A 20,610-nucleotide genomic window follows, 5' to 3' on the forward strand; every position below is an offset into this window, starting at 1 on the left:
CTCTTTCGCGTTGTACCCGGGACGGGACTTGAACCCGTACGGACATTCTGTCCATTGGATTTTAAGTCCAACGTGTCTACCAATTCCACCACCCGGGCAGTGGACGGCAAAGATATCAAAATTTTAGGCTGGACAATGGGCTCTGAGGGAATCTCAGGCTGTGTGCCTAGCGACCCATCCGCGACCAAAGAAAAAGCCCCGAAGACGTTCATCTCCAAGGCTTTGCTTGTTGAGCGAGAAACGGGACTCGAACCCGCGACCCCGACCTTGGCAAGGTCGTGCTCTACCAACTGAGCTATTCTCGCGTTGTTAAGAGGTCGCAAATTTAACACAAATTTGCTTTAGGGCAAGTATTCTTTTAGCCTCCGACCATTTTTTTGATCTCATTCAGTTTCATCAACGCTTCTACCGGTGTGAGGTTATTGATGTCCGTCTTGATCAACTCTTCTTTGATGTTTTGCAGCACGGGATCGTCGAGTTGAAAAAAGCTCAACTGCATTTCACTCGAAAGGTCCGACAACACTTCGCGGGCTGTAGACTGTCCACCGGCCAGATCCTCAGCGTGGGTCTGCTCCAGTTGACGCAAAATTTCTTTGCTCCTCCCCACTACCTCAGCGGGCATCCCCGCCATCTGAGCCACGTGAATACCAAAGCTATGGTTACTGCCGCCGGGAACCAGCTTGCGCAAGAAGATGATCTTTTTGTCGACCTCCTTGACGCTGACATTGTAGTTGGCAATCCGCGAAAAACGCTCGGTCATCTCATTGAGCTCGTGATAGTGAGTCGCAAATAAGGTCTTGGCCTGAGTTGGGTGCTCATGAATGAATTCGGCAATGCTCCAGGCAATGGAAATCCCGTCGTAGGTGCTGGTCCCCCGTCCAATTTCATCGAGAAGAATAAGGCTGCGCTCACTTAAGTTGTTGAGGATGCTCGCAGTTTCATTCATCTCCACCATGAAGGTCGATTCCCCCAGGGAAATATTATCACTGGCCCCGACTCGAGTGAACACCTTGTCGACAATGCCGAGTTTGGCTGAGCTCGCCGGCACAAAGCTTCCCATTTGGGCCATCAAGCTGATGAGGGCGGTCTGACGGAGCAATGCACTTTTACCCGACATATTAGGTCCGGTAATCATGATGATCTGTTGTGATTCGCGATCGAGATGAACATCATTGCTCACGTATTGCTCCCCCAAAGGCAATTGCTTTTCAATGACCGGATGTCTGCCTTCCCGAATATCCAAGGCAAACTCCTCGTCCATTTCTGGAGCAACGTAATTTGCTTCATCGGCCAGCAAGGCCAGACCGTTGAGCACATCCAACTGCGCCAAGTATTGTGCATTGACCTGAATGGGGTCAATGTACTCCGCGATTCCGGCAATGAGCTCCTGATAGAGCTTCGTCTCCAAGGTCAGAATGCGGTCCTGAGCCCCGAGGATTTTCGTTTCAAGCTCCTTGAGTTCTTCGGTAATATAGCGCTCGGCACTGACCAGGGTCTGCTTTCGAATCCACTCCTCGGGCACCTTGTCTTTGAAGGTATTTCGAACCTCCAAGTAGTAGCCGAATACATTGTTGTACGCGACCTTGAGGGACGTGATCCCGGTTCGTGCACTCTCGCGTTCTTGCAGCTCTATGAGAAACTGCTTTCCATTGGCCGCAATGCCCCGTAGCTCATCGAGCTCCTCCGACACACCTTCTGCAATCACCCCACCCTTGCTCACTTGAACGGGTGGATCTTCCATCATGCATTCCGCAATCAACTCCTGAAGCGCTGCACAGGGGTCTAGGTGCTCGGAAATGCGCTTTAAGGAAGCTTGGCCGCTCGTTTGCGCAAAGCTCTTGATGGGCTCGAGGGCCACCAGGGAACGATGAAGTTGATTCACTTCTCGTGGATTGATGCGTCCCGTGCTCACCTTGGACACCAAACGCTCCAAATCCCCAATTTCTTTTAGCCCATCTACCAGCAGATTTCGATGAGCCGCTTCAGCTTTTAAGAATCCGACAACCTCGTGGCGTTCTCGTATCCGATCGATGTCTTTTAAGGGCAGGGCAATCCAACGCTTCATCAATCGCGCTCCCATGGGACTCACCGTCTGGTCCATGATATCCAATAGGGTGACTCCACCCTCATGCGGGGTAAAGAGAAGCTCCAAATTGCGGATGGTGAAACGATCCATCCAAACGTAGTCATCCTCTTCTACTCGGCGAATCTGCCGAATGTGATTGACACGGTCGTGCTGGGTATCGGCCAAGTAATGAAGAGCGGCTCCAGCGGCAATAATACCGGCTTCGAAGTGGTCCACTCCATAGCCCTTAAGGTTCTTGACCTTAAAATGTTTGAGCAAGGTGTCGTGAGCGAAATCCCGTTGAAACACCCAATCCTCGAGGCCGTAGGCATAGAGTCGAGTTCCAAATTGCTCAACGAAGTCTTTCTTGTACTTCTTTTCATAAAGCACCTCCTTCGGCCCGAAACTCTGAATCAACTTGTCGATGTAGTCCGGTCGACCTTCCGCCAATAAAAACTCTCCCGTACTGAGGTCCAAGAAAGACACACCCATGCGCACGCCTCCCATATGCACGGCAGCCAGCCAATGATTGGCCTTGTTGTCCAAAACTTGATCGCTGTAGCTGACTCCGGGCGTCACGAGCTCCGTCACTCCGCGATCCACAATTTTCTTGCCTTTGGTGGGCTCTTCCAGTTGGTCGCAAATGGCTACCCGCTCACCGGCACGAACCAGCTTGGGCAAATACGTATCCATGGCGTGATGAGGAAAACCGGCCAGAGCGACTTCGTTGGCCGAGCCATTTCCGCGCTTGGTCAAGGTGATGCCCAAAATCTTAGAGGCCTTCACGGCATCATCTCCAAAGGTCTCGTAGAAATCCCCGACCCGAAACAAAAGCACGGCATCCGGGTACTTGCCCTTGATGCCGTAATACTGTTTCATTAAAGGAGTCTCACTCTTCTTCTTGGCCACGATTCCTGCCGCTTTGGTTACCTTTGTGCGCAGTCCACGAATATATGAGAAAACTAAGGATCCACGAGCTCGATCGCCTATCCAACGGCGAGTTTAAATCGGCCCCAAAAGTGCCGGTCATTGTGGTGCTTGACAACATCCGAAGCCTACACAATGTCGGCTCCGTTTTCCGGACCGCTGACGCCTTTCGTTTGGAGGCCGTTTACCTTTGTGGCATTACCGCACAACCTCCTCACCGCGAAATCGAAAAAACGGCACTAGGTGCCACGGATACCGTCGAATGGAAGTACTTCGATGACACTTTGAAAGCGGTTGAGGCCCTACGGGCCGATGGATACCGCCTCACGGCAGTAGAACAAGCCGAGGGAAGTGTTGACTTGCGCGACTGGGAACCTCATCGCGCCGTTAAGGCGGCTTTAATTCTCGGAAACGAAGTCAAAGGCGTGCAGCAAAAAGTCATTGACGCGTGTGACAACTGCCTCGAAATCCCGCAATTCGGAACCAAGCACTCCCTCAATGTGAGCGTCTCCAGCGGCATCGTTCTTTGGGAGGCCGTCAAGCCCTTGCTTGCTCAACTCGAGTCCTAACTCAAGCCATAAAAAAAGCCCCTCCAAAAGGAGAGGCTCTTTTATTTTTCCCTGATCGTCTTACTTCACTTCGAAGTCTACACGACGATTGATTTTGTTTTGTCCATCAGCCAATGGATCGTTGAATCCTTTTCCAACAACTTCCATTCGGCCCATTTCGATACCGTAGTACTTGTTCAAGTGGTCCGCCACAGCTTGCGCACGAGCAGTCGCCAACTTGTCGTTGTACTCAGCACTTCCTGTTTTGTCTGCGTGACCTACGATGCGGATTTCAGCATCTGGATTCATTTTGAGTGCACGCGCTACAGAAGCCAAACGCTCGTAGTTCGCATACGTTACTTGGCTGCTCTCCAAAGAGAAGTAAATGCTTGGCATGTAAGCCCCGTTCAGCTCTCCTGATGGAATAGTCACCCCTTGGAAGTTCACCAACTCGCCAGCTTCAGTGTTTGGCTCGCGATCACGGCTATCGGGCACTCCGTCACCGTCGCTGTCTGCCTCACGTCCGTCTGGAGTTACCGTTGCTCCTTTTGGCGTAAATGGATCCTCATCAACGTGATCAGGAACTCCATCACCGTCTACGTCAAAGGCACGTCCGCGACCATCCACAGCTACTCCAGCGGGAGTGTTGTTCTCCGCATCGTACATATCGGCAACTCCGTCGCCATCTGTATCCGTTGAAATCTCATCTACAGTCGTCTGCATGTTGGTCAGATCCATGTACATCTGATCCATTGGGTTGACCCAGTCGGCAGACTGCTCTTTTTTACCGAAAATGTAGTTCACGCCAAGAGCGGTATACAAGACTGCATCACGGCCATCGGCGTTAGGAGTAAATCCGTCAAAACCATCGGTTCCGATGAAGTGTGAGGTAGTACTCAAATCCAAGTTTAGGTTATCCGTCAGCTTAAAAGTGACTCCGAGACCCAGCGCATACAAACCAGCACTTTCTCCGGAAACACTCGCATTTAGGGATCCATCTGGATTGTAATTATCTGTTCCGTAGAAGGCCAATCCACCTCCACCAGTCGCATAGAAAAATGCCTTACGACTCTCTTTTCGGCTCAATGTCCAATTGGTAATGTTAATCTTCAAAGCAACGTTAAGATTAGTCATTGAGGTTTCGGTATACGCTCCAGAAGTGATACCACTGGTCACGTTTCCAAACAAACCTTGTAAGCGCAACGCAAAAACGTGATTGAAGCTTTTGGTTACATGAACGCCGTAACCCAAATCAAATCCGACTTCGTCGTTCAATCCATCCGTAAGAAATCCTTTTCCTTCATCAATGGAAAGAAGGTTTCCAAAATGTACACCTGCAGACCAGGTATTGTACTTATCCTTAGTTTTTTCAGATTCCTGAGCGCTTACTGCAGAAGAAAGAAGAACTGCAGAAGCCAGTAAAAAGGCTATCTTTTTCATGATAGTTGGGTTGTAGATTTTCAACATATTTCAAACAAAGTTAAGGTTTCTAGGCCTTTTCATATTGTTTTGAAAATAAATTGTCAACGATGAATTGTGAATTAACCTAGACATTGGATCGTCATGCCAGGGTTGCGCGGCTCTACTATAGTGGAACAAATTTCTTCATAAGCTTCGACCTGATTCACAAAATCCAGCTTACCCAACTCTAGCACCAGGATTCGAAGGTCTTTTTGTTGCTTTAAGAAGGCGAAGTAACTCCGCTGAACGTCTTCTAGGTAATCGTTGGGGATGTCCTGTTCATACGAGCGTCCTCTGAGCTTGATTTGCCGCTGTAAATCATCCACATCGCGATGAAGATAGACGAGCAAATCAGGTTTTGGAATTTGCTTGTACATGAGATTGAAGATTCTGCGGTACAATTCAAATTCATCGCGTGGTAGGTTGACCTCGGCAAAAATGAGGGACTTGAGCACAAAGTAGTCGGATACGGTAAAGGAAGAAAATAGATCTCCTGAGGGTATCTGTTCCGATAACTGCTGAAAGCGCTCGGCAAGGAAGCTCATTTCAAGGGGAAAGGCATACTTGTCACGATCTTCGTAAAACTTAGGCAGGAACGGATTGTCCGAGAATTGTTCGAGGACGAGCTTTGCTCCATGATCCCTGGCCAATAATTCGGAAAGCGTTGTCTTTCCGGCTCCAATGTTGCCTTCTATGGCTATGTAGTTATAAGGACCCAAGATCTATGAGTTCATCTGTATTTAACTCTTCAGGTATAACGGATTGGTCTCCCAGAACATCGGCCAGTGGAACAAGGACAAATGCTCGTTCGTTCATCCGAGGATGGGGCAAAGATAATGAGTCGCTTTCCCAGTTCTTACCCGACCAAGTGAGCAAATCAATGTCGATGGGTCGATCCTCGTAGGGAGCACCATCGGCCCGTCTAGGGCGACCCCTCATTCGCTCTCCTTCCAACACATAGCTTAGCGCTTCTTCAGGTGCTAAGGATGTTCTCCACACTACTACGGCATTTTCAAAGGCTTCCGAACTATCAAAACCCATGGGCGGGTTTCCATAGCGATGAGAACGAGCGGTAACCGTTCCGGACTGGTTCAGATAATTTACCGCCCAGCGCAGGTGCTCTTCTCGGTCTCCCATGTTGGATCCCAATGCGACGTAGTATTCGTGTGTTGCGGTCACAGCGCAAAGATAGACTTCTCAGAGCGCTAGGGAATTCATAACTTGCCTTTGCATTCTAAATCATTCGCCATGCGTCAGTTCCTGAAATTCTCCCTGGCCACTGTCGTCGGGATTTTTCTTTTTTCTCTACTCTCGTTTCTCATTTTATTGGCCATCGCCAGTACTGGAAGTGAGGAGGTTAAATTGAAAGATGATCACGTACTCAAGCTAAATCTCAACGGTCTTATTTACGACCGAACGACGGAAAGCCCTTTTGAAAACTTTGACCCCTTCAGCGGGGAAATTACCGAAGCCATTGGCCTACACGATCTCGTAGATCAAATCGAGAAGGCCAAGGACCACGATAAGATTAAGGGAATACTCCTTGAAATCACCTTTCCTCAAACCGGTTATGCCAGTCTTCGAGAAATCCGCCGAGCATTGGAAGACTTTCGTTCCAGCGGTAAGTTTGTGTACGCCTACAGCGAAGGCTACACCCAAAGAGCTTATTACTTGGCCTCTGTAGCGGATAGCGTATTGTTGAATCCCGAAGGGGCAATGGAATTTAAAGGTCTTCAAGCGCAGGTTGGATTCCCCTTGGATTTCTTAGCCAAAATTGGCGTAGAGCCCCAGGTCATCCGCCATGGAAAATTCAAGAGTGCCGTTGAACCGTATCTGCGCAACGATATGTCTCCGGCGAACAAAGAACAAACGGAGGCTTTTATCGGATCTATTTGGGATGCGACCATTGACCAAATTGCGGAAAGTCGTGAAATGAGTGCGGACGAACTCAACGCTGCCGCGGATAGTTTTGCCGTTTTCTTAGGGGAAGATGCCCTAGATGCTGGTTTGGTTGACGCTTTGACCTATAGGGATGAAGTGTACTCTATGGTGCGCGGCCAACTCGAGCAAGAAGAAGATGAAGAAGCGCGATTTCTCAGTTTAAGTGAATTGAAAAATGTGAAAGCCTCAAGCCCGGTCACCACCGATTACATTGCTGTGATCTATGCGCAAGGGGATATCATTTCGGGAGAAGGATCTGAATATCAAATTGGATCGGGCCGAATTTCCAGAGCTATTCGAAAGGCTCGTCGAGATGATAAAGTTAAAGCCATTGTTCTTCGGGTAAACTCTCCAGGTGGAGATGCCCTGGCATCTGACGTTATTCTTCGCGAAATGGAAAAAGCGAAGGCCGAAAAACCGGTCATTGTTTCCATGGGTGACTTGGCGGCTTCAGGCGGCTATTACATTAGCTGTAAAGCAGACCACATTTTCGCGGAACCAACAACGATCACAGGGTCCATCGGAGTGTTTGGAGTTTTGTTCAACCCGGAAGAATTACTCAACAATAAAATGGGCATCCACTTCGATCAAGTTGTCACCAATGCCCACGCTGATTTTGGTGATCCTACCCGTGGATTGAACGATTTCGAATATGCGCGAATCCAGCACATCATTGAAGATATTTATGCAGACTTCATTGGCCATGTGGCCGAAGGCCGAGCTATGGATGTTGCCGATGTAGACAGCATTGGTCAAGGACGTGTTTGGAGCGGTGCGGACGCCCTGGAAATCGGTCTCGTGGACGAACTTGGGGGAATCAACGAAGCACTCGCCTTAGCAGCAGAACGCGGAGAAGTTGAGAAGTACCGAATTATGTCCCTACCGGAACGTAAGGATCCCATCCAAGAGCTCATCGAAGAGTTGACCGGGAGCATGGAGGTTCGTGCGATGAAAAACAAACTAGGACCGCTCTATCCGTACTTCGAGCAGATGGAACATATTCAACACATGCATGGGTACCAGGCCCGCATGCCATTTACACTAGAGCTGCGATAATCGGATGTCGGATTCTGACAAGCGCCGCGCGCAACAGATTTACCTCTTTTTAGCCGCACTGTTCGTTACAGCCTTAGTGGCGTGCAACCTCATTGCCAATAAGTTTATCTCGATCGACTTGGGCTTCAAGACTTTCGTGATTTCAGCAGGGGTCTTGCCCTACCCCATAACCTTTTTGATCACAGATATTCTTAGCGAAATCTACGGTAGAAAGCGAACCAACGAAGTCGTTTATGCCGGTTTTGCCGCGAGCCTTTTTGTGCTGTTTATTCTTTGGCTGGGCCATCAATTCCCCGCGATTGAAGGCTCGCCAGTGAACGATGATCAGTACGGAACTGTCTTTCAAAATTCGTGGCGGGTGATTTCAGCATCCATGTTGGCCTACCTGGCTGCCCAGCTCGTCGATATCCGCATCTTTCACTTCTGGAAGAACCTAACCAAGGGAAAACACCTCTGGTTGCGGAATAACTTCAGCACCGTATTCTCCCAGCTCGTAGACACAACACTGGTGGTGAGCGTGATCTTCATTGGGATTGCTCCGGTTGCCGACATCGGGCAGATGATTTGGGACGGTTGGACCTTCAAAATCCTGTGCGCTGTTCTGGACACGATCTTGATTTATGCCGCGGTAGGGTGGTTTAAAAAGCGGTTTGCTTTAGCTCATGGTCAAGAATTAAACTGGTAAATCAGTCCACGGTCAGCTCCACAATCAGCCCCTCGTTGTTCCGAACATTAAAAACCGCGTTGTCCCCAAAGATTAAGTACTGACCCTTGATCCCGGTCAATGCTCCTTCGAAGCGCTCCACTTTCTGAAGATTCAAGCTTTTGGTTTTCGACGGATAGGCTTCAACGGGATATTCAATATCCGTAATACTATCGTCATCAATCACGTACTGTCGGAGTTCTTCGTCAAGGAGCTTTGAGACGCGGTGCTTTTCGGACCGTAGGTCCAGATCAGGAACGTCATTCTTGAGCATTCTTTGCCAAGCCGTCTTATCGTTCAAGTACTCCTTGAGCGCTACTTCAATAGCACCCGCCAAGTACCTATTCGGCGTTTCCGCCAGTTGTATGGCGTAACTCGCGCCTTGGTCAATCCAACGGGTCGGCACTTGCTGCTTTCTGGTCACGCCCACTTTAAGGCCGCTGGAAACCGCCAAATAAACGATGTGCGGCTGAAGCTGATTGGCCTTCTCCCATTCTAGATCTCGATCTTCAATCCCGAGGTGAGCCTGAGACCTTTCGGGATGGAAGATGGGATCTCCAGCTTGAGGCTTTTCCCAAAAACAGTTGTAGCAAAAATTCTGACGATAGGTCTTGGTCTTCATCTCGCCGCAAAAGCAGCGTATTTGGCCCGTATAGTGAAGACCCAAAGTCCGACCTATAAAATCGTTCATGTACAACTCGTGTTCACCGAGCCTGAGCGTGTATTTGGTGGGAGTATCGAGTTCCGTTTTCATCTTGGCCAAAGGCCCCGTATAGCTTTCCATTCGCCTGAAATAGGATTTACAACAATGACTATCTTAGACGTCCAAGTTACGCATTCGATGCCGGTAAAATTTCCTTTGATTAACAACGTCATGGCTTGGGTCATGAAGAAGCGCTTCCACGAGATTGAGCTCTTCATGAAGTACCCGCTTGAGGTCCAGCGGGAATGGCAGATGAAGCTGGTCCGAAGTGCGCGGGAGACCGAATACGGACTGCACCACGGATTTGAGGATATCCGCAACTACGAGGATTACCGCAACCGCGTCCCCATTGTCAGCTATGAAGATTTAGTCCCACTCATCGACCGTCAGCGTAAAGGAGAACAGAACATTCTTTGGCCGACAGAGATCAAGTGGTTCGCTAAATCCAGCGGGACCACGGCACAGCGGGAGTAAATTTTACCCGTTTCACAAGAGAGCTTGGAGGAATGTCACTTGAATACGGGAAAGGACATGCTTTCAATTTATTGCAATCTCAACCCCAATACGCAGATGTTCTCGGGGAAGAGCTTGATGATGGCTGGGAGCGCTACGAGCATCGACCCTTCGAACAACAGCTACTACGGGGATTTGAGTGCTATCCTCGTGAACAACCTTCCCTTCTGGGCGGACTTCTTGAGCACCCCGGACAACAAAACGGCGCTTATCGAAAATTTCGAGGAGAAGCTCGACAAAACCGTCGAAATCACCATCAAGGAGAATGTGACCTCCCTTACTGGGGTTCCCTCCTGGATGCTGGTCACCTGCCACAAGGTCCTTGAGGCAACGGGTAAAGACAATCTATTGGAAGTCTGGCCTGATTTGGAATTGTTTATTCACGGGGGTGTTGCGTTTACGCCCTACAGGGAGCAATTCAAACAGCTGATCCCTCGGGACGATATGCACTACATCGAAACCTACAACGCCTCCGAGGGTTTCTTTGCCATCAAGGATCAACTCGATTCAGATGACATGCTCCTGATGCTGGACTACGGAATATTTTATGAGTTCTTGCCCGAAGGGGAATGGCTTTCTGATTCGCCAAAGGCCATCGGCTTGGATGAAGTGGTCATTGGACAGCAATACGCCGTGATAATCAGCACCAATGCGGGACTGTGGCGCTACAAAATTGGAGACACCATCGAATTCACGTCGCTCTACCCCTTCCGCATCCGGATTACAGGCCGCACAAAGTACTTCATCAACGCCTTTGGGGAGGAGCTCATACAAGACAATGCGGAGCGCGCCTTAGCCATCGCCTGCGAAAAAACCGGTGCGCAAGTGCGCGAATATACCGGTGGACCCGTTTATATGAAGGATGGCGCAAGCGGAGCTCACGAATGGGTCATAGAATTTGAGCGAGAGCCCAAAGACTTGAGTTTCTTTGTTGATGCCTTTGATTCCACCCTCAAAGTACTGAATACGGACTACGAAGCTAAACGACACAAAAACATGGCCCTGCAACCGCCTGTTGTGCACATTGCCCGTCCGGGACTCTTTTTTGAATGGATGAAGCAGCGTGGCAAATTGGGTGGCCAAAACAAAGTTCCGCGCCTAGCCAACCATCGGGACTACCTCAGTGAGCTGATTGAAATGAATCAATGACGAAGTCTATTTACTTCTTAGTCTTCCTTTTGGCCCTCACGGGCCGATATACCCTTGCACAGGACCTACAACTCCGCTGGGAGAAGTCTCTTGATATTGACCCCGCTCAGGATTTCGGAGTTGATCGCTTCGGTAACGCATACTTACTCCAGGGTGAGGAAATCGTAAAAATTGACAGCAAGGCGGAAGTCCTGTACCGCTTTTCCGATCCCTCGTTTGACTCCATTACCTATGTGGACCCTTTCCTCAGCATGGACCTGCTGTTGTACTACCGCGACTTCTTCACGGTTCAGGTTCTAGATAACCGTTTGAACCCCATCATCAGCCCCATAAGACTAGACGATTACGGATTCTACGATGTCCAATGGGTGAAGACCACAGACCAACGCTCTTTGTGGTTCTACGATCAAAGTACAGACAAGCTGATCAAATGGAGTGTCCCCGACCAAAAGCCAGCTTTAGAAAGCCTCAACTTGAGTCAGGCCATTGGTCGTGAAGTCACGCCTTCTTACTTGCTGCAAACCATCAACCATGTCTACATCAACAACAGTGGTGAAGAGCTTTTGCAGTTTGACCTTTTCGGAAATTTCATCCGCGCCCTACCCATCTCAACGCCAGATGAATTTCAAGTAATGAACTATAAGGTGTATTACTTGACCGAACAAGAACTCGTGATTTTCGACCCAAAGCTTCGCCAAGAAAAACGAGTTGCTCTACCCAACTTGGGTTCATGGAGCAAATATCAAATCACTGAAGAGTATGTGTATTTGCTAGGACAGAACCAGCTACACTACCTTAAAATAGGCCGTTGATTTCACCTTCAACGCGGTTAATCACACTACCTAGATCTTCTTGATTGTCGATGAAATTCAAATCATCAACGTCAATGACCAAGAGCTTTCCCTTGTCATACTCGCTGATCCATGCTTCATAGCGCTCATTCAGGCGGTTCAAGTAATCAATTCGAATACTCGATTCATATTCCCTACCCCTTTTCTGAATCTGATCCACCAGGGTCGGAACAGATGCTCTCAAATAGATCAGCATATCCGGTGAAGGGACAAAACTGTCCATGAGCTCGAAGAGGTTCATGTAGTTCTCAAAATCGCGACTGGTCATGAGCCCCATCGCGTGGAGGTTCGGCGCAAAAATATGGGCGTCCTCATAAATGGTACGGTCCTGGATCACATCCTTTCCGCTATCCCGTATCTCCTTTATCTGCGCAAATCTGCTGCGCAAAAAGTAAATCTGAAGATTGAAGGACCACCGCTGCATCTCGTTGTAGAAATCATCCAAATACGGATTGTCATCCACATCTTCGAAATGAGGTGTCCAGTTGTAATGCTTGGAGAGTAATTTGGTCAGCGTGGTCTTTCCGGCGCCGATATTGCCGGCAATGGCGATGTGCATATCCCTTGGTTTGGTCCACGCTAAAATATAAAAAAAGCCCCGCCAAAGCGGGGCCTTTCTATTCTATTTCGAGTGGTTGATTAAGCCAATCCAGAAGCGATAACCAAGGCCACAACAGACATCAACTTAAGAAGGATGTTCAATGATGGACCAGAAGTATCCTTAAATGGATCTCCAACGGTATCTCCAGTTACCGCAGCTTTGTGCGCTTCGGTACCTTTCTTTCCTTGCTCCTCGAGCATTTTCTTGGCGTTATCCCAAGCTCCACCAGCATTCGACTGGAAGATCGCCATCAATACCCCTGCAGAAGTCACCCCTGCCAAAAGACCTCCTAGGGTCTCAGCACCAAAGGTATATCCTACAATTACAGGAGCGGCAATCGCCAACAATCCCGGCATAATCATCTCGCGCAAAGAAGCACGGGTAGAAATATCAACACATTTGTCGTATTCCGCTTTTCCGTCCGCAGCGTCAAAGATGGCGCGATCCTCTGGAGTTGCTTTGCTGATGTCCGCATCGTATTTACGCATAACATCCAAAGCAGCCTTCAATTCAGGAATATTGTTGAACTGACGGCGTACCTCTTGAATCATTGCCATGGCCGCACGACCTACAGCACCCATAGAAAGGGCTGAGAATACAAATGGCAACATCGCTCCAACGAGGAGACCCGCCATTACCTTAGGATTAGAAATGTCAATGGATTCAATACCTGCGGTCTGCATGAAGGCTGCGAACAAGGCCAAAGCCGTCAATGCAGCAGAGGCGATAGCAAATCCTTTTCCGATGGCAGCAGTAGTATTACCTACAGCATCCAATTTATCTGTACGCTCACGTACTTCAGGTGGCAATTCGCTCATTTCGGCGATACCTCCAGCGTTATCTGAAATAGGACCGTAAGCATCTACAGCCAACTGAATTCCCGTATTCGCCAACATACCTACAGCAGCGATGGCAATACCGTACAATCCTGCGAAGTGGTGAGATACCATGATCGCAGCAGCGATGATCAAAATTGGAATAGCGGTACTCATCATACCTACTCCCAAACCGGCAATAATATTCGTCGCTGAACCCGTCTCAGACTGCTCTACGATATTGATTACTGGTTTCTTTCCGGTTCCAGTGTAGAACTCAGTGATGGAACCAACACCAAGACCAGCTACCAAACCTGCAATCGTTGCCCAGAAAACGCCCATTGCAGAGTACTCAACACCTTTGAAGGTCCAAGCCTCTGGAAGCATCCAGGTAATAATGAAGTAAGATGCAACGAGCATCATACCTGCAGAAATAAATTCACCGCGGTTCAATGCTGATTGGGGGTTACCACCTTCCTTCACACGAACGAAGAATGTTCCCAAGATCGAAACAACGATTCCAACACCGGCCAAAGTCAATGGAAGCAATACAGCTCCAAGACCGTCAAACTGACCCGCAAAACCTGGAAGGGCTACAAAGGCAGCTCCTAATACCATGGTTCCAATAATGGATCCAACGAATGACTCGAAAAGGTCAGCTCCCATTCCGGCAACATCACCTACGTTGTCTCCTACGTTATCCGCAATCGTTGCAGGGTTCAATGGGTGATCCTCAGGAATACCCGCTTCAACTTTACCGACCAAGTCAGCACCTACATCAGCCGCTTTGGTGTAGATACCTCCACCAACACGTGCAAACAAGGCAATAGATGAGGCTCCCAAAGAGAAGCCAGAGATGACATTCAATACTTTAGCAATTGACCATCCTTGTCCGCTGTAAAGCAAGAACAAGATGCTCAATCCAAGAACTCCGAGTCCAACAACACCAAGGCCCATTACAGATCCTCCGCCGAAGGCTACTTCCAAACCACGACCCAAAGAGGTACGAGCGGCTTGTGTCGTTCGAACGTTGGCTTTCGTTGCAATGCGCATTCCGATGAATCCGGCCAATCCAGAACAGATGGCACCGATGATAAAGGAAACGGCAACCATTGGGCTCGAATCCGCTTCGGTAGATCCTTTAAACGCCAATAGAGCGGCTACAGCCACTACGAAGATGGCCAAGATTCGGTATTCTGCCTTCAAAAACGCCATTGCCCCGTCGGCAATGTGCTTGGCAATTGTGGCCATTTTTTCGTCTCCTTCGTCTTGCTTAGAGACCCAAGCGCTGCGAATAAATACGAACGCCAGTGCGATGATACCGAAGACCGGTAATACGTACACCAGATTTTCCATGAAACTTTAGATTTGGGTTTATTAAGAAATATATAATGCGCTCTTCACTGCTTTAACCACATCGTCCACCTGAGGAAGGAATTCTTCCACGAGTGTCGGGGCATAAGCCATAGGCGTGTCGAGCGTGTTGATTTTCTTGACGGGAGCGTCAAGAAAGTCGAAAGCATATTTTTGAACCATGTAGGTCAATTCCGTAGAGATATTGGCTAGTGGCCAAGCCTCTTCGAGAACGATCATACGATTGGTCTTTTTCACTGACTGAATAACTGTATCGTAGTCAATAGGACGAACTGAGCGCAAATCAATCACTTCGCACTCTATCCCTTCCTTAGCCAATTGCTCGGCTGCTGTAAAGGCGTGCTTAATGATCTTACCAAAAGAAACGATTGTCACGTGATTACCGGCTCGCTTGACTTCGGCTTTCCCAATTGGAATCAGGTATTCACCTTCAGGTACCAAGCCTTTGTCTCCGTACATCTGCTCCGATTCCATCACCAAGACAGGATCATCATCGCGAATAGCACTCTTCAAAAGACCTTTAGCATCTTTTGGATCAGAAGGAACAACAACCTTCAAACCCGGGGTATTCGCATACCAGTTTTCGAAACTCTGGCTGTGGGTTGCTCCCAACTGCCCAGCAGATCCACTGGGCCCGCGAAATACGATTGGAATATTGAACTGACCACCAGACATCTGGTACATCTTCGCTGCGTTGCTGATGATCTGATCGATCCCAACAAGTGCAAAGTTGAAGGTCATGAATTCGATAATTGGTCGGAGTCCGTTCATGGCTGATCCTACACCGATACCGGCAAATCCAAGCTCCGCAATTGGGGTGTCGATCACACGCTTGGGCCCGAACTCATCGAGCATGCCCTTGGAAGCCTTGTAGGCCCCGTTGTATTCGGCAACTTCTTCACCCATGAGATAAACGCGCTCGTCGCGACGCATCTCTTCACTCATGGCTTCACAAACAGCTTCTCGGAATTGAATTTCCCTCATTGTCCTCAGCGTTTAGGACGGCAAAAATAAGAATTAAATGACTAAATTTGCTCTCCATTTCGAAATACGAGAAGAAGGATGAATATACTGGTTTGCATTTCGCATGTTCCCGACACCACCTCAAAAATCAACTTCACCAATAACGATACAGAATTCGTCAAAGATGGCGTGCAATACATCATCGGACCAAACGACGAATTTGGCTTGACCAAAGCCCTTTTCTTAAAGGAAAAACACGGCGGTCACATCACCGTTCTGAATGTAGGAGGAGCTGAAACTGAGCCAACGCTGCGCAAGGCATTGGCCATCGGAGCAGACGAAGCCATTCGCGTAGACGCCGCGGCAGACGACAGCTACTACATTGCCGAGCAGATTTCCGCTGTTGCCAAAGAAAAGAGCTTTGACCTCATCATCTGTGGTGTAGAAGCCATCGATTACAACGGCGGACAAGTTCCTGGAATGGTCGCTGCCCTTTTGAATATGCCTTTTATCCAAACCTGTATTGGAATGGACGTCGAAGGAGAGAACTTCACTGCGGTTCGTGAAATCGACGGTGGTAAAGAAACATTGAGCGGTTCGCTTCCGTTGGTAATTGCCGGAAAGAAAGGACTTGTAGAGGAAAAAGATTTGCGCATCCCCAACATGCGCGGAATTATGATGGCTCGTCAAAAGCCATTAAACGTGGTTGCCGCTGCAGACGCTGATCGAGCAACGACTACTTCGAAGTACGAACGTCCTGCAGAGAAAGGAGATTGTAAAATGATTGATGCCGATAACGTCGACGAGCTCGTTCGTTTATTGCACGAAGAAGCGAAGGTGATTTAATCCAAAAGAAAGAATTGACATGTCCGTACTAGTATTTGCAGAAACCTGGGAAGGTAACTTTAAGAAGGCCACATTCGAGGCCGTGAGTTACGCCAAGCGCGTAGCTGATATGACCGGAGGATCTACCATTGCCGTAACCTTTGGCGAGGTAAGTGATTCTACTGATTTGGGCGCCTACGGCGCGACGAAGACCGTCAACGTATCGAACTTAACCAGCTTCGGAAACGACACCTTCGCCTCTGCCCTAGCCGAAATTGCGGAAGCTGAAGGAGCTTCAAGTTTTGTTATTAGCAACACGAATAACGGAGGATCAGTCGCCCCACTCTTGGCTGTAAAAGCCGGAGCAGCGTTGATTTCAAATGCTGTAGCACTGCCAGAAAGTGCCAATCCTATGGTGGTAAAGCGCAAGAGCTTCTCGAGCAAAGGATTTGCATTCTATCAGAGCAATCGCGACAAAAACATCATCACGATCATTCCAAATGCCATTGGTGTTGAGGAGTTTGGCGGATCTTCTGAATCAGCGAGTCACAGCGCATCTCTAGCTTCAAGTAATTTGAACTCTGTTTCTGTGGACCGTGCAAAAGGGAAAATTCCACTCCCAGAAGCGGAACTGGTGGTATCCGCAGGCCGAGGCCTTAAGGGACCTGAGAACTGGGATATGATTGAAGAATTAGCCGGAGTACTGGATGCGGGTACGGCCTGTTCCAAGCCCGTTTCTGATATCGGATGGAGACCTCACAGCGAGCACGTTGGACAAACGGGAATAGCCATCAACCCACAACTTTATATTGCTGTCGGCATCTCTGGAGCCATTCAACATTTGGCTGGTGTCAACGCTAGCAAGAACATCGTGGTCATCAACAAAGATCCCGAAGCACCTTTCTTCAAGGCGGCTGATTACGGGATCGTTGGAGATGCCTTTGACGTAGTCCCAAAATTGACTGCGGCGATTAAATCCTTCAAAGGCAACGCCTAAACTGGGATGAAAAAAGTTCGCCTGAACATTGTGGGACTGTCTTACAGTCAAACCCAGAGTGGTGCATATGCCCTAGTTCTTTCTGAAGAACAAGGGCATCGTCGCTTACCCATTATTATCGGTGGTTTTGAAGCGCAAAGCATCGCCATTGCCTTGGAGAAAGACGTGGTCCCCCCCCGTCCACTAACCCACGATTTGTTCAAGCAGTTTGCCGATGAATTTCAGATTGGCTTGCAAGAAGTTCTCATTCACAAACTCCAGGATGGCGTATTCTTCGCCAGCCTTGTGTGCCTTCAAGACGGAGACGAAGTAACTCTCGATGCTCGAACCTCAGACGCTGTAGCGCTTGCGGTGCGCTTTGGGTGCCCGATCTTCACCTACGAAGAAATCCTGAAGGCTGCGGGTATCATACTTGAAGAAGAAAACCCAGGAGATTCGGAAGTAGAAACAGAAATTGAAGAGGCCCTTGAAAGCGCACCTGAGCAAAGCAAAGAACACTTTTCAGGTCTCAATGAGGAACAGCTCCAAACGTTGATGCAAGACGCCATCGATAAGGAAGACTACGAAAAAGCTGCTGCCATCCGAGATGAGATCGAGAAGCGGAAAAAAAATTAACTTGGCGCTATGAAGCGCATCTGGGCTGTCCTACTTCTTCTTACTCCATTTATTCTGTCGGCCCAGGACCCCGTTGGTCATTGGCAATTTAAATCCATTCTTTCCGAAAGCGGAGACACCCTTCGCTCCGTAAGCAAAACGGACTCGATGCACGTCTCATCCGATGGAACCTTTTCCTACGGCTTAACCTCCATTAATTTAGTTGCGGCGGGTCAATGGGAATACAACGGTGACCGCTTGCGTTTTGCGTACGACCGGCCAAATGACACGGTCCGGTTCTACCATCTGATAATTTCTGGCGACAGCCTATTGACCCTTCAAGAAAATGGGGTCAACTACACCTTTCAGCGCCCGTCTATCTCTTCGTCGAATGAACCGAAGGTTGTCGAAGAAGAATTCGACACCGGCAGTTTCGACAACATCACCTTTACTGGAATCCTTCGAGGGCTGCTGGGCCTAGCCGTACTCGTCTTGTTGGGGTGGTTGTTTTCCAGCAACCGAAAAGCGATCAACTGGTCATTGGTGATGAAGGGCATTGGCATTCAGCTAATCTTTGCCTTTGCCATCCTCAAGGTTGAGTTTATAAAAAACATCTTCGATTGGCTGAGTGAAGCCTTCGTAATCCTATTGAGCTTTACCACGGCTGGGTCCGAATTCATCTTTGGTTCACTGGTTACGGACCTCGACGGCTTCGGTTACATCTTCGCCTTCCAAGTCCTACCTACTATTCTCTTTTTCTCTGCCCTCACAAGCCTCCTCTTTTACTACGGCATACTTCAGAAAGTCGTTTATGGGTTCGCCTGGCTCATGAAACGAACGCTTAAACTAAGTGGTGCAGAGAGCTTAGCTGCCGCAGGTAATATCTTCCTTGGGCAAACCGAATCTCCACTTTTGATCAAACCCTACATCGAGAAGATGACTCGATCGGAATTGATGTGCTTAATGTCAGGTGGAATGGCCACCATAGCTGGAGGCGTACTCGCAGCCTATATTGGCTTCTTGGGCGGAGATAGCGACGCCGAAAAGATCTTCTTTGCCAAGCACCTTCTTGCCGCCTCAGTGATGTCAGCACCGGCGGCCATCGTAGGGGCCAAACTACTGGTTCCAGAAACAGAGAAGTTCAACGAAGAGATGTCCATCTCCAAAGAACGTATTGGAAAGAACGCACTCGAAGCCATAACGAATGGTACGCTACAGGGTATACGCTTAGCTGTTAATGTAGGGGCCATGCTATTGGTGTTCATTGCCCTCATTGCCATGCTCAATTATTTATTGGGAGACTTCATCGGTGCGCAAACCGGATTGAATACTTGGGTGAACAACTTCACCGAAGGTCAATACGAGAGCTTTTCACTGCAGTTCATCTTGGGATACGCCTTGGCACCGATTACCTGGCTTATGGGTGTGGCTAAAGAAGACATGGTCCTCGTAGGACAACTCTTAGGCGAGAAGACCATCTTGAACGAATTTGTGGCCTATGTAAGCATGGGCGAGCTCAAAGAAACCGGCAAATTTGCTGAGCAAAAATCAGTCATCATTGCTACGTACATTTTGTGTGGCTTTGCGAACTTTTCGAGCATCGGTATTCAAATCGGCGGAATCGGAGCCTTGGCGCCAGGCCGGAAAACTACCTTAAGCGAACTGGGGATTCAGGCCTTGATCGGCGGAACCTTGGCCTCTCTGTTTACAGCCGTTATTGTCGGAATGCTCATCTAAATCCTTGTCTATGTTCAAGAAGGTTTTGATTGGTGCCCTCATTTTTATCGTGATCCTCATGGGAGCCATCTTGGTTGTACAATACACCCTTTCTGATGAAATGCCTGAGGGCATCGAAGGCCCCGAAGCGGAAGAGCTGACTGATCTAATGTTTGACGCCGTGGGCAAATCAGCATGGGATTCAACGGCCTTTGCCATGTGGAGCTTTCGCGGAGCACATCATTACCTCTGGAACAAGGAAGCACACCTCGTTCGCGTAAAATGGGATGAATTCACCGTCTATTTACACCCAGACACCAAAGACGGCAAAGCCTTTGTCTTTGAATCGGAACTATCGGGTGAGGACAAAACTGAAAAGATCAACACCGCTTGGGACTACTTTAATAATGATAGCTTCTGGCTCATTGCCCCCCTCAAGGCCCGTGACCCAGGGACGAGTCGTGAGTATGTCGAAACGGATCGAGGGCCCGCGCTTAAGGTGAGCTACAGTTCTGGGGGAACAACACCCGGAGACACTTACTTATGGCATCTTTCCGAAAGTGGAATTCCCGAGAGTTGGCAAATGTGGGTTCAGATTATTCCCATCGGCGGGATGGAATTCACGTGGGAGAATTGGGTCGCAACCCGAACCGGAGTAATGGTCGCTTTAGACCACAAAGCCGAAGGAGGAATAGAAGTCCCCATTTCTGGGGTTGACTTCGCCATGACCTTGGAGGACCTGAATGTTCGGGACTCCCTGATTGTCAAATAATTTCCTAACTTCTCGGTCCTTTAACAAGAATCACTT

The 20,610-nt window shown here is 48.8% G+C and carries 17 protein-coding genes, 2 tRNA genes and 1 pseudogene; 10 read left to right on the top strand and 10 right to left on the bottom strand.

The features are described 5' to 3' along the window. Positions 1–13: 13 nt before the first annotated feature. The 3 genes from HZ996_00370 to mutS all read right to left on the bottom strand — a co-directional run bounded on the left by HZ996_00370 (position 14) and on the right by mutS (position 2,944). Positions 14–98, bottom strand: a tRNA-Leu gene (locus HZ996_00370). A gap of 134 nt (positions 99–232) precedes the next feature. Next, positions 233–305: transfer RNA gene (locus HZ996_00375), tRNA-Gly, on the bottom strand. Between the two features lie 53 nt (positions 306–358). Then, positions 359–2,944, bottom strand: a complete 2,586-nt coding sequence (mutS, locus tag HZ996_00380; GenBank protein ID QTN37653.1) for a DNA mismatch repair protein MutS — start codon at positions 2,942–2,944, stop codon at positions 359–361. 74 nt (positions 2,945–3,018) lie between these two features. On the opposite strand from mutS, the gene HZ996_00385 reads away from it, so the two are divergent. Continuing rightward, the gene (locus tag HZ996_00385) at positions 3,019–3,561 is read left to right on the top strand and encodes an RNA methyltransferase (protein ID QTN37654.1); all 543 of its coding nucleotides are present in this window, start codon (positions 3,019–3,021) and stop codon (positions 3,559–3,561) included. A 60-nt stretch (positions 3,562–3,621) separates the two neighbouring features. On the opposite strand, the gene HZ996_00390 is transcribed toward HZ996_00385, so the two are convergent. The 3 genes from HZ996_00390 to folK all read right to left on the bottom strand — a co-directional run bounded on the left by HZ996_00390 (position 3,622) and on the right by folK (position 6,180). Continuing rightward, entirely contained in the window at positions 3,622–4,980 is a 1,359-nt protein-coding gene (locus HZ996_00390) for an OmpA family protein (protein QTN37655.1), read from the bottom strand. Between the two features lie 101 nt (positions 4,981–5,081). Continuing rightward, positions 5,082–5,720, bottom strand: coding sequence for a deoxynucleoside kinase (locus HZ996_00395; GenBank protein QTN37656.1), 639 nt, complete (start codon positions 5,718–5,720; stop codon positions 5,082–5,084). Then, complete coding sequence (folK, locus tag HZ996_00400) at positions 5,707–6,180, bottom strand: 2-amino-4-hydroxy-6-hydroxymethyldihydropteridine diphosphokinase (GenBank protein ID QTN37657.1); 474 nt, start codon at positions 6,178–6,180, stop codon at positions 5,707–5,709. Before folK ends, HZ996_00395 begins: the two co-directional genes overlap by 14 nt. A 69-nt stretch (positions 6,181–6,249) precedes the next feature. Between folK and sppA the strand changes: the two genes are divergently transcribed. Together sppA and HZ996_00410 are read left to right on the top strand one after the other, a co-directional pair. Next, entirely contained in the window at positions 6,250–7,998 is a 1,749-nt protein-coding gene (sppA, locus tag HZ996_00405; protein QTN37658.1) for a signal peptide peptidase SppA, read from the top strand. Between the two features lie 4 nt (positions 7,999–8,002). Next, positions 8,003–8,683 carry a queuosine precursor transporter gene (locus HZ996_00410; protein QTN37659.1) on the top strand — a complete coding sequence of 227 codons (681 nt, stop codon included), beginning with the start codon at positions 8,003–8,005 and terminating at the stop codon, positions 8,681–8,683. A 1-nt stretch (position 8,684) separates the two neighbouring features. Here HZ996_00410 and HZ996_00415 read toward each other — a convergent pair whose 3' ends face one another. Beyond that, on the bottom strand, positions 8,685–9,485 hold the full coding sequence (locus HZ996_00415) for a DUF2797 domain-containing protein (GenBank protein ID QTN37660.1): 801 nt from the start codon (positions 9,483–9,485) through the stop codon (positions 8,685–8,687). Between the two features lie 57 nt (positions 9,486–9,542). Here HZ996_00415 and HZ996_00420 point away from each other — a divergent pair. Both HZ996_00420 and HZ996_00425 read left to right on the top strand, forming a co-directional pair. Continuing rightward, a pseudogene (locus HZ996_00420) lies at positions 9,543–11,066 on the top strand (GH3 auxin-responsive promoter family protein). Next, positions 11,063–11,878 carry a hypothetical protein gene (locus HZ996_00425; GenBank protein ID QTN37661.1) on the top strand — a complete coding sequence of 272 codons (816 nt, stop codon included), beginning with the start codon at positions 11,063–11,065 and terminating at the stop codon, positions 11,876–11,878. Before HZ996_00420 ends, HZ996_00425 begins: the two are co-directional and overlap by 4 nt. Here the strand turns inward: HZ996_00425 and HZ996_00430 are convergent. The 3 genes from HZ996_00430 to HZ996_00440 form a co-directional block, all read right to left on the bottom strand. Then, positions 11,862–12,476: a deoxynucleoside kinase gene (locus HZ996_00430; GenBank protein ID QTN37662.1), complete on the bottom strand. Its 615-nt coding sequence runs from the start codon at positions 12,474–12,476 to the stop codon at positions 11,862–11,864. The two genes, HZ996_00425 and HZ996_00430, sit on opposite strands and share 17 nt — an antisense overlap. Positions 12,477–12,556: 80 nt before the next feature. Beyond that, positions 12,557–14,689, bottom strand: coding sequence for a sodium-translocating pyrophosphatase (locus tag HZ996_00435; protein ID QTN37663.1), 2,133 nt, complete (start codon positions 14,687–14,689; stop codon positions 12,557–12,559). A 21-nt stretch (positions 14,690–14,710) separates the two neighbouring features. Beyond that, entirely contained in the window at positions 14,711–15,691 is a 981-nt protein-coding gene (locus HZ996_00440) for a pyruvate dehydrogenase complex E1 component subunit beta (GenBank protein QTN37664.1), read from the bottom strand. A gap of 78 nt (positions 15,692–15,769) precedes the next feature. On the opposite strand from HZ996_00440, the gene HZ996_00445 reads away from it, so the two are divergent. From HZ996_00445 to HZ996_00465, 5 genes are read left to right on the top strand one after another with little or no spacing between them, the layout of a single operon-like run. Next, on the top strand, positions 15,770–16,516 hold the full coding sequence (locus tag HZ996_00445) for an electron transfer flavoprotein subunit beta/FixA family protein (GenBank protein ID QTN37665.1): 747 nt from the start codon (positions 15,770–15,772) through the stop codon (positions 16,514–16,516). A 19-nt stretch (positions 16,517–16,535) separates the two neighbouring features. Then, complete coding sequence (locus tag HZ996_00450) at positions 16,536–17,492, top strand: electron transfer flavoprotein subunit alpha/FixB family protein (GenBank protein ID QTN37666.1); 957 nt, start codon at positions 16,536–16,538, stop codon at positions 17,490–17,492. A 6-nt stretch (positions 17,493–17,498) separates the two neighbouring features. Beyond that, a complete protein-coding gene (locus HZ996_00455; protein ID QTN37667.1) occupies positions 17,499–18,107 on the top strand; it encodes a bifunctional nuclease family protein in 609 nt (202 codons plus the stop codon). 9 nt (positions 18,108–18,116) lie between these two features. Beyond that, a complete protein-coding gene (locus HZ996_00460; protein QTN37668.1) occupies positions 18,117–19,823 on the top strand; it encodes a Na+ dependent nucleoside transporter in 1,707 nt (568 codons plus the stop codon). Between the two features lie 10 nt (positions 19,824–19,833). Further along, entirely contained in the window at positions 19,834–20,574 is a 741-nt protein-coding gene (locus HZ996_00465) for a hypothetical protein (GenBank protein ID QTN37669.1), read from the top strand. Positions 20,575–20,610 lie beyond the last annotated feature (36 nt).

The organism is Cryomorphaceae bacterium (genome assembly GCA_017798125.1).
GTDB lineage: Bacteria > Bacteroidota > Bacteroidia > Flavobacteriales > ECT2AJA-044 > ECT2AJA-044.

Bases quoted from the DNA above. Each gene is read 5' to 3' on its own strand.
- HZ996_00410 (QTN37659.1), top strand. From the start codon at position 8,003: ATGTCGGATTCTGACAAGCGCCGCGCGCAACAGATTTACCTCTTTTTA.
- HZ996_00435 (QTN37663.1), bottom strand. From the start codon at position 14,689: ATGGAAAATCTGGTGTACGTATTACCGGTCTTCGGTATCATCGCACTG.
- HZ996_00445 (QTN37665.1), top strand. From the start codon at position 15,770: ATGAATATACTGGTTTGCATTTCGCATGTTCCCGACACCACCTCAAAA.
- sppA (QTN37658.1), top strand. From the start codon at position 6,250: ATGCGTCAGTTCCTGAAATTCTCCCTGGCCACTGTCGTCGGGATTTTT.
- HZ996_00430 (QTN37662.1), bottom strand. From the start codon at position 12,476: ATGCACATCGCCATTGCCGGCAATATCGGCGCCGGAAAGACCACGCTG.
- HZ996_00455 (QTN37667.1), top strand. From the start codon at position 17,499: ATGAAAAAAGTTCGCCTGAACATTGTGGGACTGTCTTACAGTCAAACC.
- HZ996_00425 (QTN37661.1), top strand. From the start codon at position 11,063: ATGACGAAGTCTATTTACTTCTTAGTCTTCCTTTTGGCCCTCACGGGC.
- mutS (QTN37653.1), bottom strand. From the start codon at position 2,944: ATGAAACAGTATTACGGCATCAAGGGCAAGTACCCGGATGCCGTGCTT.
- HZ996_00450 (QTN37666.1), top strand. From the start codon at position 16,536: ATGTCCGTACTAGTATTTGCAGAAACCTGGGAAGGTAACTTTAAGAAG.
- HZ996_00385 (QTN37654.1), top strand. From the start codon at position 3,019: ATGAGAAAACTAAGGATCCACGAGCTCGATCGCCTATCCAACGGCGAG.
- HZ996_00415 (QTN37660.1), bottom strand. From the start codon at position 9,485: ATGGAAAGCTATACGGGGCCTTTGGCCAAGATGAAAACGGAACTCGAT.
- HZ996_00460 (QTN37668.1), top strand. From the start codon at position 18,117: ATGAAGCGCATCTGGGCTGTCCTACTTCTTCTTACTCCATTTATTCTG.
- HZ996_00440 (QTN37664.1), bottom strand. From the start codon at position 15,691: ATGAGGGAAATTCAATTCCGAGAAGCTGTTTGTGAAGCCATGAGTGAA.
- HZ996_00390 (QTN37655.1), bottom strand. From the start codon at position 4,980: ATGAAAAAGATAGCCTTTTTACTGGCTTCTGCAGTTCTTCTTTCTTCT.
- HZ996_00465 (QTN37669.1), top strand. From the start codon at position 19,834: ATGTTCAAGAAGGTTTTGATTGGTGCCCTCATTTTTATCGTGATCCTC.